Source organism: Virgibacillus salexigens (genome assembly GCF_000723585.1).
GTDB classification, from domain to species: domain Bacteria; phylum Bacillota; class Bacilli; order Bacillales; family Amphibacillaceae; genus Virgibacillus; species Virgibacillus salexigens.
This window is the reverse complement of the sequence record NZ_CCDP010000001.1, coordinates 1,309,758-1,326,487: the sequence shown is the minus strand read 5'-3', so window position 1 is coordinate 1,326,487 and position 16,730 is coordinate 1,309,758. Positions and strand designations below refer to the sequence as shown.

At 38.1% G+C, this 16,730-nt stretch carries 13 protein-coding genes and 1 pseudogene; 2 read left to right on the top strand and 12 right to left on the bottom strand.

Annotated elements, in window-relative coordinates:
- Positions 1–12: 12 nt before the first annotated feature.
- The 9 genes and pseudogenes from putP to BN990_RS05870 form a co-directional block, all read right to left on the bottom strand.
- The gene (putP, locus tag BN990_RS05905; protein ID WP_021289161.1) at positions 13–1,512 is read right to left on the bottom strand and encodes a sodium/proline symporter PutP; all 1,500 of its coding nucleotides are present in this window, start codon (positions 1,510–1,512) and stop codon (positions 13–15) included.
- Between the two features lie 510 nt (positions 1,513–2,022).
- Positions 2,023–3,141: an endonuclease/exonuclease/phosphatase family protein gene (locus tag BN990_RS05900; protein ID WP_038242930.1), complete on the bottom strand. Its 1,119-nt coding sequence runs from the start codon at positions 3,139–3,141 to the stop codon at positions 2,023–2,025.
- A gap of 173 nt (positions 3,142–3,314) precedes the next feature.
- On the bottom strand, positions 3,315–3,572 hold the full coding sequence (locus BN990_RS23590; protein ID WP_373308302.1) for an FIMAH domain-containing protein: 258 nt from the start codon (positions 3,570–3,572) through the stop codon (positions 3,315–3,317).
- 6 nt (positions 3,573–3,578) lie between these two features.
- Positions 3,579–4,835: pseudogene (locus BN990_RS05895) on the bottom strand (exo-beta-N-acetylmuramidase NamZ family protein); the annotation flags it as partial.
- A 147-nt stretch (positions 4,836–4,982) separates the two neighbouring features.
- A complete protein-coding gene (locus BN990_RS05890) occupies positions 4,983–6,470 on the bottom strand; it encodes a serine hydrolase domain-containing protein (RefSeq protein WP_021289166.1) in 1,488 nt (495 codons plus the stop codon).
- A gap of 34 nt (positions 6,471–6,504) precedes the next feature.
- Positions 6,505–7,092, bottom strand: coding sequence for a CalY family protein (locus BN990_RS05885; protein ID WP_038242928.1), 588 nt, complete (start codon positions 7,090–7,092; stop codon positions 6,505–6,507).
- 43 nt (positions 7,093–7,135) lie between these two features.
- Positions 7,136–7,702 carry a signal peptidase I SipW gene (sipW, locus tag BN990_RS05880; RefSeq protein ID WP_038242926.1) on the bottom strand — a complete coding sequence of 189 codons (567 nt, stop codon included), beginning with the start codon at positions 7,700–7,702 and terminating at the stop codon, positions 7,136–7,138.
- Positions 7,668–8,177, bottom strand: coding sequence for a hypothetical protein (locus BN990_RS05875; RefSeq protein ID WP_021289169.1), 510 nt, complete (start codon positions 8,175–8,177; stop codon positions 7,668–7,670). The genes sipW and BN990_RS05875 overlap by 35 nt, the downstream gene beginning before the upstream one ends.
- 29 nt (positions 8,178–8,206) lie before the next feature.
- The gene (locus BN990_RS05870; RefSeq protein ID WP_074436638.1) at positions 8,207–10,243 is read right to left on the bottom strand and encodes a glycoside hydrolase family 3 protein; all 2,037 of its coding nucleotides are present in this window, start codon (positions 10,241–10,243) and stop codon (positions 8,207–8,209) included.
- A gap of 410 nt (positions 10,244–10,653) precedes the next feature.
- On the opposite strand from BN990_RS05870, the gene BN990_RS05865 reads away from it, so the two are divergent.
- Positions 10,654–11,709 carry a dipeptidase gene (locus tag BN990_RS05865; RefSeq protein WP_021289171.1) on the top strand — a complete coding sequence of 352 codons (1,056 nt, stop codon included), beginning with the start codon at positions 10,654–10,656 and terminating at the stop codon, positions 11,707–11,709.
- A gap of 303 nt (positions 11,710–12,012) precedes the next feature.
- Here BN990_RS05865 and BN990_RS05860 read toward each other — a convergent pair whose 3' ends face one another.
- From BN990_RS05860 to BN990_RS05850, 3 genes are all read right to left on the bottom strand, one after another.
- Complete coding sequence (locus BN990_RS05860; protein ID WP_038242925.1) at positions 12,013–12,855, bottom strand: carbohydrate ABC transporter permease; 843 nt, start codon at positions 12,853–12,855, stop codon at positions 12,013–12,015.
- 24 nt (positions 12,856–12,879) lie between these two features.
- Positions 12,880–13,773, bottom strand: a complete 894-nt coding sequence (locus BN990_RS05855; RefSeq protein ID WP_038242924.1) for a carbohydrate ABC transporter permease — start codon at positions 13,771–13,773, stop codon at positions 12,880–12,882.
- A 164-nt stretch (positions 13,774–13,937) separates the two neighbouring features.
- On the bottom strand, positions 13,938–15,260 hold the full coding sequence (locus BN990_RS05850; RefSeq protein WP_370459211.1) for an ABC transporter substrate-binding protein: 1,323 nt from the start codon (positions 15,258–15,260) through the stop codon (positions 13,938–13,940).
- A gap of 438 nt (positions 15,261–15,698) precedes the next feature.
- Between BN990_RS05850 and BN990_RS05845 the strand changes: the two genes are divergently transcribed.
- Positions 15,699–16,673 (top strand): N-acetylglucosamine kinase, encoded by a 975-nt coding sequence (locus tag BN990_RS05845; protein ID WP_038242922.1) that lies wholly within the window; start codon positions 15,699–15,701, stop codon positions 16,671–16,673.
- The last annotated feature ends 57 nt before the right edge of the window (positions 16,674–16,730 follow it).

The following is a 16,730-nucleotide window of genomic DNA, read 5'->3' as shown; positions in this document are numbered from 1 at the left end:
CACTCCTAGTATTTATTTAACTCCTGTGACTTTATCGTACTCATCTATCATTTCTTTTGATGGTCCTTTTCCAACGAGGCTAAATAAGACAATAGCAATACTTGATAAAACAAATCCTGGTACCATTTCATAGAGCTCGGAGCCAGTTAACGGCCATAGGAATACAGTAATTCCACCAATTAATATTCCTGCCACTGCACCATTTCGGGAGGTCTTTCGCCAAAATAAAGAAAATAATATGGCGGGGCCAAATGTAGCACCAAATCCAGCCCATGCATAACTTACTAAATCAAGGACGGAACTCGTTTCATTCCATGCAATCATAACAGCAATAACGGCAATAACTAATACCGAGATGCGACCAACCCATACGAGTTCTGTTTCACTAGCATTTTTGCGGAAATACCTTCTGTAAAAATCCTCAGATAGAGCACTAGATGATACTAGTAATTGGGAATCAACCGTGCTCATAATGGCTGCAAGTACAGCAGCTAATAAAACTCCTGCGATCCAAGGATTGTATACCACTTGTACAAGCTGAATAAATACTTGCTCGGAATCCGCAAGCGGCTGATCAAAGGTTACAATTCCAAGCATTCCAACAATCAACGCCCCGTAAAGTGGAATCACTAAGCCCATCGATACACTAATTAACCGGGCTTTACGAACTTCCTTATGAGATCGAATCGCCATAAATCGGGCAAGTATATGTGGCTGCCCAAAATATCCTAATCCCCAAGCAAGAGCAGAAATGATTCCCACTGCTCCAATTGCACCTGCAGATTCCCAAAGAACCCCTTCCACTTGATTGTATTCGGTTGCGGCAAATGCATCGATTAGACTTGGTGTTATTTGACCTAGTTGATTAAACAATTCCCTAAATCCACCAATCTCAATCAATCCATAAATAGACGTAAAAAGAAGTGCTGCAGACATTAATGCACCTTGAATAAAATCGGTGTAGCTAACAGCCAAAAACCCTCCCAAAAAAGTATACGCAACAATAATAATTGCTCCAACCGTTAGTGCTAAATGATAATCCATATCAAAGGTTCCCTGAAAAAGCTTCGCACCAGCAACTAAACCAGAAGCAGTATAAAAAAGGAAAAAAGCTAAAATAAATGCTGCTGAAATGACTCGCAATAAATGAGAGTTATCTCTGAATCGATTTTCAAAATACTGAGGAAGCGTAATAGAATCATTTGTATATTCTGTATAGATTCGAAGTCGCTTTGCAACATACTGCCAATTAATCATGGCACCAATCGCTAAGCCAATGGCGATCCATAAACTCCATGTACCAAGACCTGCTGCATAAGCAGCTCCAGGTAAGCCAATTAACAGCCAACCGCTAAAATCACTAGCTGAAGCTGAAAAGGCAGTAACCCAACTGTTTAATTTTCTTCCACCTAAGACATAATCCGATAAGGTATTTGTCATACGGTATGTAATAATACCAATTACGATCATTACGATAAGATAGAAAATAAAAGTTAAAAGTGTAGGATTCATTTATCTTCTTTCCCCCTCTCGCTAAAAAAGGTAATGATTGCCCAAACAACAAGTAATGGCATTGGTATCGCAAACCAAAATAACGTCCATCCACTAATTGCATATTCCATCTTTTTCCTCCTTTTTTGATGAAATTCCCCTTTTTTATTACCTTATACCTAGTTTATCTTATCATAATAATTAGAAAATTTCATTTTATCTAATTTTATGCATTAGTCTTTACTTTTAATCTGATGGATTGATTTATATGTCTTCGTACAGCTTGTATCACGCTATACATGAACTCATCTTACAGGAAATAAAAAGAATCCATTTTTTACAAAATGGATTCTTTCTCCGTTATATAAGAGATCGAAATATTCTCTACCTTTACTTAAGAAGCGTTCCATCATGCAGAAAGACATAATTCTCTTCATTTCTTAAATTCGTAAACTGCCCGAATCTATTGATAGATTCGGGCTTAAATTGGGATAATTCTTAATCTAAACAGTTTTTCCCAGTCCTATTACATCATTCATATTGATAGTATTCTATCATATAGTTGGTATCAGCAAGCACTTCTTCATAAGCATCCGTTGACAACCAACCTCGATCGTTTAATTGTTCGATTAATGTCTTAAATGTTAGTAAATGTTTGATTAGCTTATCCTCTCTTTGTTTCTTCTCATAATAGGCGAGAACATCTAAATGCCTCTGAATAGAACGAACCGTTCGATCGTTTGCGAAATCCCCACGTTCTGCCAGTTGTTCAACTAAGGATTGCATCCCACGAATCGAGCTAGAATGATTCCCTGGGATAACCTTCACTTCCGCAACAACAGGAAGATGATCAGCAGCATTCGTTTGATAAGTATGCGATCCTTCCACTTCCATCCGTTGAGAAGTGAAGATATAATCGATTCGCCGATCTGGATTGGTAGCTGGATAGGTAAAACCTGGCGCTTCATTTATTCCCCACGCATCAGTAAATCGTTGAAAGAGTGGCGATAATTCAGGAGCAGTTGGCCTGGCATTCATATCGCCAACTAATATAGAATATGTGTTTTCAAACATGATATCTCTCATATCACTTACTTGCATTTCTCTTACAAACGGGTCCGAACGATAATCTAAATGTGTAACATAAACCGATACATGAGCACCATTCACATTAACCGTAGCTTCTAGAAATCCTGGTGAAAGACTCGGTGCTGGATTGGGATCCTGTGTAGAAAGCCTGGTAATTTCTCGATTGGCAGCATCAATAATGGGATATTTACTAAGTAGACCTACTCCGAATTGTCTGCGTTCTTCCCTACCAGTTTCAGGGGCCAAATCGTAAATTGTAGCAAAATAATAATACATATCTAATTCCTCAGCAAGCCTTTCCATCATATGATCATAATTACTTCGATTCCCCCAATGGATATCTACTTCCTGCAGCCCGATAATATCAGCTTCTGTCTCACGGATGGCTTCTGCAATTCGCATTAAATCATACGCCCCATCTGTACCTCTACCAGCGGCAATATTATAAGTTGCAACGTTCATAGCTATCTGATTATTATTTTCTGCTACCACCACATTTTCAGACTTGCCGAACATCGTAATAATCATTAAACTAAATAAAAGTATAACCAATCGCTTCATTAAAAACCGCTCCTTTACCCATGAAAGATTCATAAAAACAAGAGAAACCCATTGTCACTTCTAACACATATGCTGTTTGTTGTAGGAAATGGCAAAATACAACCACTATCACTCCCCATTGTAAATAACCTGAAAAAAGTCCCCATTTATGAAAGGGGACTACTCTATTTGTTTTATTTCCATTGATTCATCATATCATTGGTATAATCCATTAAGCTTTTATACGCAGCTTCCGTGATATTTTGTTCTTCTTTTTGCTGATCAAGCAATAACTTGAATCCATTCAGATGTTTTCTCACTTTAGCTGCTTGACCTTGTTCTTCATACTGAGCAACTGCTGTTAAATGCATCAATAATTTACCTTTGGCATCTCCTTCAAATGCTGATCTATCATCCCATTCTTCTATTGCTGTTTGCACATCTTCAACCATCACTTTATAGATTAAATAATCCCTTCTCGTTCCTTTAAATGTTTCTAAATCTTCTGACCATGTATCAATCATTTGACCAACCGTTTCACCATTTTCAATTGCCTCACGTACCCATCCGTTACCAATTAAATTATCAAAGAAGGATATTCCATTACTATTTTCAGCACGGAATGAAAAATCTTCTGGATACATGTCATGAATCATCTTTACAATATGAAGTCCAGTAACTACTGGCTGATAAGCCTCTTTATCCATTACATGAATCTGTACGCCATGAGATAATGTCCCACTATGTTTGGAAAAAGTTGGTGTGAATGATGCTGCCCGGAAAATAACGCCAGGTAATTTCAAATCGTTCATTGCCTGAGCAAATTCCGTACTATTTATAAATGGCGCACCGATTAGTTCGAATGGTTTCGTTGTTCCACGTCCCTCTGACACATTCGTTCCTTCAATGAGTGCTGACCCTGGATAAACGAGTGCTGTATTTAGTGTTGGCATGTTGGGCGATGGCAATACGAATTCTAAGTTCGTATCATCATAATACATCCCTCTTTCCCAGCCATCCATCCCTACAACCGTTAAATCGGCACCGATTTCAAATTCCTCATTAAATAAATTTGCTAATTCGCCGACGGTTAATCCATGACGTAATGGAATTGGATAATTCCCTACAAATGAAGCGTACGCTGGATCAAGTACCGGCCCTCCTACTTCATAACCACCTAATGGATTTGGACGATCCAATACAATAAATTCTTTGCCATTCTCTTGTGCAGCTTGCATTGCATAGGCCATGGTGTAAATATACGTATAAAAACGTGCACCGACATCTTGAATATCGAATAAAAGAACATCTACATTTTCTAACATTTCTGGCGTTGGTTTTCGTGTTTCTCCATAAAGACTATATACAGGCAGCCCCGTTTGTTCATCGATATAGTATTCAACGTATTCCCCTGCTTGTGCGTCACCTCGAACGCCATGCTCCGGTCCATAAAGTGTAGTTAAATCCACGTCCGGATCATTGTGTAGTCGGTCAACAATACTGTTTAAATTTTGATCTACCCCGGTAGGATTTGTAATTAATCCAACACGTTTTCCTTCAATTAATTCCTTTTGATCATCCAATAAAACTTCTACCCCAAGTTTTAATTGTCTTGGTTCCGATTCATTTGTTTCATTAGCTTTATCTGCCATAACAACGGATAAAGAGTAGACAACAAAAGCGATACTTAACAGTGTAATGACTACTTTCTTCATTGTTTCCCCCTCCTATGGAATCTTACATTATTTTGGGCTGATTTTGAAAAAAGAAGACAGCTGGTCCCACTATCCTATTTCCACGTGAGTTCCTAGCTGTCTTCATATCCGTAGATCAACTGACGAAAAACATAGCTACATCCTTATTTAGTTTTGCCATTTATTTTGTAAATAAGCAGTATTATTCGCTAATGTCGTATACGCCTCTTCTGTTATCATTTCCTGATCTAACTGCTCATCGATAAGTTGTTGGAATCCTTTTAGATGCTTAATAACTTTATCTGACTTATCTAGCTTTTCGTACCTGCTTACTGCAGTTAAATGAAGCTGAAGGGAATAGGCAGCCCGATTCGTAGCAAATGCATCTTTCGTTTTCAATATCTCAACCATTTCCTTCATTTGTTCTGCACTCCATGAATGAATAGCAGCTGCAGTTTGTTCAGAGACTTCTCTACGGATTGGATTAGTCGAAACAGTTTCCCGCGTAGGGTGAACGCGATTCGTTAATAGAACCGCAAGGCTATTCTGGTTTGGGCTGACAACAATGGATGTGCCTGTATAACCCGTATGCCCCATCGTATTAACTTCAGCTAAATCATCCATGTACCAACTCTGATTTAACTCCCAGCCTAATCCTTGATCTTGTCCTGGAAAAGCCTCATTCCAATTTGTTTTCATCAGTTCTACTGCTTTATCAGAAAGAATTTGTTCGCCTTTGTAATTGCCATCTTGAAGCATCATTTGAGCAAAAGCTGCCAAGTCAGTAGCTGTACTGAAGATACCAGCTTGTCCTGCAACGCCATCTAGTGACCAAGCATTTTCATCATGAACGCTTCCCCATACAAGACCTCGTTCTGTCCATGGCTGGTATTCTGTAGCAGCTATCCGATCTCTTAATGAAGCAGGTGGATTGTACATTGTATCTTCCATATCTAGTGGCTCGGTGATATATTCAGATACAAAAGCATCTTGTCTAACTCCACTTAACCTTTCTACTAACACACCTAATGTTAGATAATTGACATCGCTATAGACATACTCTGTATTTGGCTGATTTTCCAATGGTTCTTCCAGTACAAAGTCTAGTCGATCCTCCCGATCCCCTTCTATTAAATATAGTGATTCTGAAGGACTTGGCGCGAAACCAGACGTATGGGTAAGCAATTGACGGATCGTCACTTCTTCCTTCTCATTGACAGCGAATTCTGGTATATACTCTGCTACAGGATCATCTAATTCAAATATTCCTTGATCCCATAACTGCATAACAGCAGTTGCTGTAAATAATTTAGATATCGATGCCATATCGAAAATGGTGTCTTCTTGCATCATGACCGGATTCTCCATTTCTGTAAAATCAGCATCCGTATAGCGCGCCGCATAACCATAAGCGTTATGTTTAACGATTTTTCCGTTTTTAGCCACCAACACCACTGCTCCAGGCATGACTTGCTCTGAGATAGCTTCTTCTATCGCTTGATCAATATCTGCTAATGGCTCTTCCAGCATTTGTACTTGATTGGGGTTATCTGGAACTAATTGGTTTGCAGCTGCATGACTCATGTCCATGCTAGAAATACAAAAACTAAGGATCAACGTCATAACTATCATGAAAGGGATGGTTCGTTTTTTCATTTCAACTCACTACTCCTATCTATTGCTAGTTCAATTATTTTTCCTCACCAGCACTTTGTGTCGCAGTGAAAGTCCATTCTAAATTCAAAGAATCTCCTTGAAACTGATTTTGATCTTCTCCGTTATCCACAAAATTAAATTTAACGACCAAATCATCAATCGAATCAACAGGAAGCCCTTGTTCTCCAAGCAATGGATCAAATACGTGTTCGTTAACGGCTTCCGGTGTCATTTCTTTTAACTCAGCTAATGTCGTTTCATAAATAACTTCATCCAATTTATCTGCATTATATAAAAACTCTACTTGAATATGTTGACCAAAATCTTCTGTATTATCGCCACTCGCATCCGCAACGTTATAATCTGTAGCAAGTAACACTTTATCAATATCCAATGATCCATTATTTTGCAGTTCAAAATCACGAATCATCGAATCTCCTGGTTTAATATTTTCAACTTGAATAATTTCAGTAGGCTCAGCTACCAAATCTAGTGTGCCAGCAGCAAACGTATTATTCGTCGTTTCACTATCACTGAAATAAGCATAAGTTCCTCCGCCAATAAGCGATAAACCGAGTGCCGCTGATAGAATCCCTGTTCCTAATTGTTTTTTAATATTCATTGAAAATTCCTCCCCTATATTCATAAATGGTATAATCTGTGATTCACTCTGTTCGCATATTTTTATCATCAATTAGTTGTTTCACTTCTTTAATGGTTCGGCGAATAGTAAATAATGCATAACCAAGCAGAAGAATTCCAGGTAAAATCAACAATAATGCTGCTCCTTCTTTTGTTTCAGCAAAATTCATAATGTAACCAATATACGGAATCGTAAATCCGCTATACGTACCAACAACATTTTGGGAAAGAACTGGATTTAAGTCTTTTCCATCATTAGCATCGCCTTTTGTAATATATTGATTGCCATTATCAATAACTTCTACTATACGATGGGTTACCAGCATATCGTCTTCTGTCCTAAACGTAATGACATCACCTGAATGGAATTGTGTTTTATCCCCTTCCGTATGAATAGCTATTATTGAGCCTGTTTCAATATTCGGCTCCATGGAACCAGATAAAACCGTCTTTAGCTGATAACCAAATAAATTCGCCTCATTGCCAGTTGCCTTTGATACAAGAACCAGAAATAGCATACAAAGCAACAGGATAAATAAAAGAGTAGTGAGTAAATTACCGATTCGCTTCAGCATCTGTCTGCTGTTCATTTGGCTTATCACTCCCATCTGAATCAGAGGCCTCGATGTCTACTGTACTTGATTCGTCGTTTGCATCTTGAGCTTCTGTTTTGTCTTGATTTATATTTGAGGATGGTTTGGGTTCGGATTGTTGGTCCTTAACTGTTTTCTTTTCCAGTTGTTCTTTTTCCTCAACCGTTTCTTTCTTTTGTTCTTTATCTTCTTTTTTCTGATCTAACCCTTGTTCTTCTGAACGTTCTTTTAGCTCTGGTTTAGAATCATCAGATGATTCCTTTTTCTGTTTTATCTCCTCTGCATGATCTACTTGGATTATTTCATGAGCTGTCAAACTTCCTTGAACAGTACTTGTTGCCGTAAAGGATGCACTAGTAGGAGATGACAATTGGCTCACGATGATAAACATGAGATACAGTAATGTTATGAATCGAATGGTGATACGTTTAGAAAACGGTTTATTTCTGCTCTCTCTCTGTTTGTTATTCAACGTATATTCCTCCTGCTATTTGAAACAAGTCAATCGTTTTCATTCCAGGTTTCTATTAAGTGAATAGCTTCTGTATCTAGATAGCTAAACGCTTTGTCGGAGATCGCGTTATTTGCTAGTTGATGCTGAATCAAATCTTGAAAACCTTCCATATGTTTCACCACTTTATCTGCAGCTTGTTTACGTTCAAATCGACTGACAGCTGTTAAATGAAGAGATAATTTACGTTCCACATCACTCGAAAACTCGCCTTGACTAGCAAGCTCCGCAGCTAACTCCTTCATTCCATCTGCACTAAGCTCCGTATCAATATAGTCTATGCTATGACCAATCTCATACATATCTGGGATCGTCACAGGTAATTTCCCAAATGGGTTTAGCTCGCCAGTGAGTACATTAGCAACAGCATTTATGGATACATCCATATAACTATAGGTACTTAGATACCCCTCCACTTCAGGAAATGCCATTACATCATACGGATTCCGATGAGCGGAAACAATTACTGGTTTTCCTGTGTCTTCTAATGCTTGAACGAACTGCTGCTGCTGTTCATTGGTATTGGCTGTATAGGTTGTGACTAGCACTTTATCAGCCTCTTCAGCCCGTGCAACAGCTTCATTAATCTCTTCCTCTGTTGGCGAAGCAGCTGTCGAAAACCCTTCCACATGAATTCCTTGATCCACTAGTAAATCTGTTAGTCTATCTGGCTTAGCCATAGATGGACCTGTCACAAAAACGGAGTCGGATGATTGGAATGGGAGAACATCGTCACTATTTTTTACTAGTGTTACACTACGATCTGCCATCTCCTGAGCAGCATTTAAATGATCTGAAGATCCAATACTCTCTATTGCTCCAGGATCTGTATATGGGTCATTAAACAACCCATTATTCATTTTGGCAGCTAGTATTCGATGAACGGATGCTTCCAACCGTTCTACACTAATTTCACCAGTTTCTACTGCCTCTAGCATAGAATTAAAAGCAACCTCAACATTCGGTGGATTGAGTAAAATATCAGCACCGGCTTTAAACGCTTCTACAGGAACGCGTTCTGGTGGAACAACATTGGCACCTGACATTCCAAGACTATCTGTAATAATTAATCCTTCAAATCCCAGTTCTTCACGCAATAAATCAGTTAAAATCGGTTTCGATAGCGTAGCAGGCAATCCTGAATCATCTAATGCAGGAACTACGATATGACCAGTCATAATTGATTGTATTCCGTTATCGATCGCTTCTTTAAACGGTTTCAAATCTACTTCATGTAATGTTTCCAAATCATGATCTATAATCGGTAAACCATAATGAGAGTCAACAGCTGTATCACCATGTCCTGGAAAATGCTTTGCAGAAGCAATCACGTTTTGATCTTGATAAGCATTAATTTGAGCAGCACCTAATTTAGAAACAAGATCTGGATCTTCGCCAAACGAACGGACACCTATAACTGGATTTTCTGGATTCATATTGACATCCACTGTTGGTGCGAAATTCATATTAACTCCTAAACTCGTTAATTCATTGCCAAGTATACTTCCCGTACGGGATGCATAGGCTTCAGAGCGGGTCGCACCTAGTGCCATATTTCCTGGAAAGACAGTTCCTGGACTTGTTACCCTTTGAACAATTCCACCTTCTTGGTCTGTTGAAATAAATAATGGAATTTCTGCCGACTGATCCATTGCAATTTGTTGTAATCCATTTGATAAGCTATTTACTTGAACCGCATCGAGCGGCATGCCGATATTATCCGTCCAGTTAAAATAAATAATTCCACCGACATGGTAATTTTCGATGACTTCCTGAAAGTTCTTCCCTCCGCGATTATTTCGAAGATTTATCTCCTCATAATCAGAATCTGTTGGGGTTTGTCCATAAACATGAACAATAAAGAGTTGTCCAATTTTTTCTTCTAATGTCATCCCATCGATGATTTCCCTAATCTCATCGTCACCTGTTCCTTCCTTGTTTGTCTGATTTGCTGAAATCTTAGAGAACGGTCCAATAACCAAAACAAGGATTACGGAAAAGAGTAAAATCGCTCGGTAACGTTTCAATGGTATTACCTCCTTCAATGGTTACTACTAAAATGGAAGTCTACCTAATAACATGCTGCATCTAACAATCAACGTTTTACATTACATAAAAAAGAATGTGATATTCGAAACAAAAACACCTGCCTTCCCGAGCGTATTTCAGGTCATCGATGCAAAGAGCACAGTATGTAATTGATTAACTTGACAATAGCAGATAAATTTTGAAATATCTGCACAAATTTGTCGAATAAATCAAATTTTTAGAAAAATGATTCTATTGAACTAGAATATTTCTAACTACCATTAGGACAATAGTTGAAATCCTATTCCTAGAGCTATTAAAAAAGCACTAGGAACACATCTATTTCGAATTGGGTAACTTCATGCTACACTTTACATATCTGAAAATCGATGGAAGAAGGAGATGCATTATGACAAATTTTCCAATTATAGATGGTCATAACGATACCCTTTTACGCCTTTATGAGGAAAATGAGGATAAAAATAGTTTCTTTAGCAAAGGTGCGAATGGGCATATTGATTTACCTCGTGCTCGTAACAATCAATTTGGTGGCGGATTCTTTGCGGCCTTCACTCCAAACGCCAATTATGAAATCGCCCCTGAAAAGTATGTAACGTCGACTGGTTATGATATGCCGCTGCCACCTCAGATTGATCAGCAAACAGCGTTAAATCATACCATGCAACTTGCTTCTATGTTAGTTGAGCTAGAAGCAACTTCTAATGGCATTTTTCAAACAGTCACGAATACACAAAAACTAGCGTTCTGTCTAGAGAATCAGATTTTAGCAGCTATCTTCCATATTGAAGGAGCCGAAGCGATCGATACAGATTTCTCTGCATTACAAGTTCTTTATCAAGCTGGCTTGCGTTCACTTGGAATTGTATGGAGTCGACCAAATGCATATGGAGAAGGGGTCCCTTTTCGCTATCCATCTTCACCAGATATCGGAGGAGGTCTTACTGAAGCTGGTAAGGATCTAGTTCATGCATGTAATCAGTTGGGTATTATGATTGATACCACTCATTTGAATGAAAAAGGTTTCTGGGATGTAGTCCAACAGAGTGATGCACCTATTGTTGCAACACACTCCAATGTACATGCAATCTGCCCGATTTCTCGTAATCTTACAGATAAGCAACTTCAAGCAATTAAAAAAAGTAATGGGGTGGTAGGTATCAATTATGCAGTAAATATGCTAAGAGAAGACGGACAATTCGACACCAATATTCCCCTCGATACAATTGTCCAACATATTGCATATATCGCCGAAAACTTTGGAATTGATCATGTGGCTCTCGGTTCTGACTTCGATGGGACAACCGTTCCTGATTCATTAAAAGATGTCACAGGTTTACCTAAACTAATGAAGCGACTTCAAGCACATGGGTTTACAGATAAGGATTTGGAAAAAGTAGCCTATAAGAATTGGATACGGGTATTGGGAGCTACTTGGAAAGATTGATAATAGCCGATATACTTATACCCCCAAAGTTGAATAACAGGTACAAAACGTAATTAATAATACTTCTTCTCGAAAGTTCCCATCATCTGCTTAGTGAGGTGGGATTGAAGGAGAATCATTTTCAATATAGGGATGGAATATACTGCGAGACATCGAGCCCCACAGTGGCGTTTTATTCCACGATGAGACTCGGGGTGTTCGTCCGCAGTACGTGTGAGACTGTGGACAATCAAAAATGTTATGCAAATCAAGGTAATTCTACAGACAAGGTTCCTTCTACCTTCTTATGTTTTTGCGATTTCTTTACCCCTTAATTGCACCTTCTGTCATTCCTTTGGCAATTCGCTGCTGGAAGATGGCATAAAGGATAATCACTGGAACAATCGCAATCACCAAACTAGCAAATAATGTTCCCCATGCGTTCGTATATTGCGCCTCACTACTGATATAATCAATAGCTAACGCAAGGGTATAATTCTCACTGCTCTGTAAAAAAATAAGTGCCATGAAATACTCATTCCAAAATTGAATTGCATTCATAATCGTCACTGTTATGATTCCTGACATACTTAATGGTGTGACGATCTTCCACAACACCCGATATGGAGACATGCCATCCATTGCTGCGGATTCTTCTAATGACTTAGGAATCGTACTTATAAAACTTGTCAAAACAAAAATAGAAAACGGCAATTGACTTACTGCATAAACAATTGCTAGCCCAAAGATATTATCCAATAAATTTAATTGCATTAATAGGAAAAACAATGGGATCCACCCCAACACCATTGGGATCATCATCCCAGAAACATACAACGTAAATAGCAGTTTACTCCCACGAAAATTAATTCGTTCAATTGCATATGCAGTCGGAATCGCCATAACTAGTGTTAAAACTGCACCAATAGCAGTTACAATTAAACTATTAAAAACGCTGATATCAATATTGTAATTGGTCCATGCTTCTACAAAGTTTTGTAGATGAAAAGATTCTGGTATTCCCCACGGATTTCGATAAATTTCTGCATTGGATTTAAATGAACCAAGAAACATCCAAAAGATCGGATATAATACAGCAATGGTCCATAAAACAAGTGGAAGCCGAATCCCAGTTCTGCCTAAGATCTGCCCGATACTTCGTTTCACAAACATATCCCCCTCTCAATTTACTTAATACTCGACTTTATCTCTACGCAGCAAGAAATGTAATATTAATACAGTTAGCAAGGAAAGAATTAAAATCATCACACCAATTGTGGCACCATAACCAAAATTATATTGAACAAATGCTTGTTGATATAGATAAGATCCCATAACATGCGTTGAATTATTCGGTCCTCCTCCTGTCATAACTTGTACGATTATAAAAGAACCGTTTAATGTTGTAATAACAATATAAAGGACAGAAATTTTTATTTGCGGCCAAACAAGCGGCAAGGTGACTTTCCAAAACTGTTGCCATTGATTGGCTCCGTCAATCTCAGCAGCCTCATAATAACTCTTTGATACATTTGCAATTCCTCCCATGAGCATAAGCATAAACAAGCCAATCCCAGCCCAAATGGAAGGAAGAACAAGACTTGGGAGTGCCCAATTCTCATCCCCAAGCCATGGCCGCGCCCAATTCTCTAGTCCAAGGAATTCTAAGCCTGAATTTACTAATCCTAAATTGGGGTTATAAATAAACGTCCATAGAATTCCAATAACCACAACAGACATGATATTAGGAAAGAAAAAAACAATTCGATAAAAAGGTGCTTCCTTAATTTTCAACTGCGTTAAGGCAACCGCAAAGAACATAGCAAGAATCATGATTCCAATTACCTTTGTTATAACTAGAAAATAATCATGAATTATCGTATTTGGTATAATTGCATCTTTGATTAATGTTATGTAATTTGCCAAGCCAATAAACTCTTTATCTTGCGACGCACCTGACCAATCGAAGAATGAATAATAAAGTCCACTGAATAAAGGGTAGAGGGTAAAGACTGCGAACATAATAAATGTCGGGACCAAACAAAAAGCCAGAAATGTATACTTCTGTTTTTTTGACTGTACCATCCAATCACTCTCTCTGTTAATCGTTAGAAAACTTGACTATTTACATAAAATAACGAAAAGCTAAATTGTACTTATAACTGATTTGCTTTACATGTTTATACCTAACTCCTATTTGGAAAAGCCATCAGCAGAGGTATACAATTCCCTGCTGATGGACGGTCATGTTAATTACTATTCCGATAAGTTTTTGCCGCTTTTTCTGCCTCTTGAACAAATTCCTCCGCTGTCATATTTCCTAACATTAATGACATCAGCGCATTACCAATTGGTGTTTCCAAATCAGCACTCATCGGGTGTGGCTTTTCGTAAATTTGTACTTGTTCTGTATCATTGATCATTTCATTTGCTTCTGTTAAGTAACTTGGGATCTTATCACTTTGCGTTAAGTCCACCTCTGTGAGGTTCATGATCGCACCAGTATGTTCGGAGAATGACATCGCATAATCCCTTGTGAAGACAAATTCGACGAATGCTTTAGCAGCTTTTGGGTTCTCTGCATTTTCTGCAATTGCCAATGGTCGTAAATCCGGTACAATCGCAAATGGCTCTCCAGCATCCTGCATAGGTGATGGGATAAATCCAAATTCAAAACCATCAGGAATATCATTCTTCATCTCATTTGGCAGCCAGAATCCTACAGGAATAAAAGCATTTTCATGCAACAGAAAATTCATTTGAGATTGTGTATGATTTAAAGCACCTAAACCTTGATCAAACATGCCTTCTTGTTGCATTTTCTCCACTTTTTTCATCGTCTCTAACACGACATCACTTGTCCAAGCCCCTTCTTTCCCAGTAATTAGATCAGCTAGAAGTTCATCCCCGCCAGCTGCTCCAAAAGCCGGGTATAACATGCCTCGAAGGAAATAATATGGATGTTGACCAGAAGTAACAAATGGATCGATTCCTTCTTTATCTTTAATCTCAGTCATGGAACTCATAAAACTATTGAAGTCTGTCGGTACCTCATATCCTTTTTCTTCAAACAGTGCACGGTCATACCATGTACCCCAAGTATCAAACACCAATGGAAGTGAATAAATGTCACCATCGAATTTACCTGGATTTACGATAAAACTATCGATTAATTTATCCCCATTATCTAGTTCAATTCCCTCTACCCATTCCGTTAAATTCATTAGTTGTCCATCTTCCACCATTTGTGTTTCACTTGATCCTGCGCCATCGATATATACAACATCTGGTGGATCATTGGATACCCAACGAGACCGCATTTCTTCGTTAATATTCGGTCCGGCATGTTCGATTACGTTTACATCTGGATATTTCTCTTTGAAGTCAGCAATTACTTCTTTCCACCATGTATCGCCATATCCCCCAACAAAATACTGAATTTCTAAATCACCAGAAATCCCCCCTTCTCCACTAGTTTCTGAAGAATCCGTTGCCTCCTCTTCTTCTGATTCATCATTTGAAGAACAAGCAGCAACAACACCGATTAAAACTAAAGCCAGTAACCCAAGTATCCATCGGCTTTTACGGAACTCTTTCACTGTATAATCCCCCTTTATATGCCTTTTTTATATGAACACATGAACAGAAGCACTCTATTCATGGAGTCCAACAACCTGAAAATATCTATTAATTTATTGTATGTAAGGAACATGCATTAATGCCTAGTAATCCAGATGCTACTAGTTATATTCTCACACCCTTATCTGGCGAAACCATCATTACTGATTTGTTACCTTACCAAATCATGAATAAAAATTATTTAAAAAAATAATACAAATTAAGTTTTCTAATATATTTATAATAGGGATTTTTTTATGATTAAGGAATCGTTGGGAAGAAATAGTTAAAGATTCTAGAGATTAAAAAGCTGCTTTTCATCTCTAAAAAAATGCGAAGGATAATTTCCAGTTTGCTATGGAAAGTATGAATCTAACATAAGGAGACCTGTTATGAGTTATATTATTGGAATCGATGGTGGCGGGACAAAAACACTTGCGCTTTTAGCTGATTTGGAAGGAAATATAATATCCACTTGTATCACTGGTCCCTCCAATCCGAATACCGTTTCATCAAGAGCGTTATCACATACTTTTGAAACGATCTTCTCTCAATTCAAAGAAGAAGCACCCGAAGCTTTTTCCAAACTCATTGGCATATTTGCTGGTATTGCTGGTGCTGGTAGCTCGATGATTCAAACACAACTATATCAACTACTCGATGCCTTATCTCCATCAGCTTGTAGGGTGACGGTTCAACCGGATGCCATTAATGCTCTTTATTCTGGCACATTAGGAAAGCCCGGCGTTGTTCAAATTTCTGGAACTGGATCATTAACTTTTGGGATAAACGAAAACCAACAACAGAGTCGTATTGGCGGTTGGGGGTATTTACTGGGAGATGAAGGAAGTGGTTATGATATTGGAAAAAAAGGAATAGCTGCTGCATTGCATTATCTAGATGGTAAGATAAATAAAACAATGCTTTTAAAGATGCTTTATGATTATTTTCATGTGGATACTGGACGTGATTTAATTGATCAGATTTATCATAATGCCGATCCTAAGCGTTCGATTGCATCTGTATGTAGGCTTGTTTTTCAAGCATATCAATCTGGAGATAAGGCTGCTTCAATTATTATAGATGACGCTGCTTGGGAAATTGCTAGAAACATTCACCTTCTTCATAAACGGCTATTTTCAGTAGGAGAACAAATAAATGTTGTAGTATGTGGCGGTGTATTCCAAAACAGTATATTTCCAACATTAATCAAACAGGAATTAAACAAAATTGTTTCGGGTATAACCGTTATCACACCTAAACTTCCCCCAGTATGTGGATCTGTGATTGGAGCATATTTGAGTGAGGATATGAATATATCCACCGATTCAATGAATCGTCTACAAAACTTTCAATCAAATAAATAACCGGAGGAAATCATATGAAAACGTTGATTTCCTCCGGTCTTATTATTCGCTTCGGAA

Coding starts and splice junctions, on each gene's coding strand:
- putP (WP_021289161.1), bottom strand. CDS start 1,512: ATGAATCCTACACTTTTAACTTTTATTTTCTATCTTATCGTAATGATC.
- BN990_RS05900 (WP_038242930.1), bottom strand. CDS start 3,141: ATGAAGCGATTGGTTATACTTTTATTTAGTTTAATGATTATTACGATG.
- BN990_RS23590 (WP_373308302.1), bottom strand. CDS start 3,572: ATGGTTGAAGATGTGCAAACAGCAATAGAAGAATGGGATGATAGATCA.
- BN990_RS05890 (WP_021289166.1), bottom strand. CDS start 6,470: ATGAAAAAACGAACCATCCCTTTCATGATAGTTATGACGTTGATCCTT.
- BN990_RS05885 (WP_038242928.1), bottom strand. CDS start 7,092: ATGAATATTAAAAAACAATTAGGAACAGGGATTCTATCAGCGGCACTC.
- sipW (WP_038242926.1), bottom strand. CDS start 7,702: ATGAACAGCAGACAGATGCTGAAGCGAATCGGTAATTTACTCACTACT.
- BN990_RS05865 (WP_021289171.1), top strand. CDS start 10,654: ATGACAAATTTTCCAATTATAGATGGTCATAACGATACCCTTTTACGC.
- BN990_RS05855 (WP_038242924.1), bottom strand. CDS start 13,773: ATGGTACAGTCAAAAAAACAGAAGTATACATTTCTGGCTTTTTGTTTG.
- BN990_RS05845 (WP_038242922.1), top strand. CDS start 15,699: ATGAGTTATATTATTGGAATCGATGGTGGCGGGACAAAAACACTTGCG.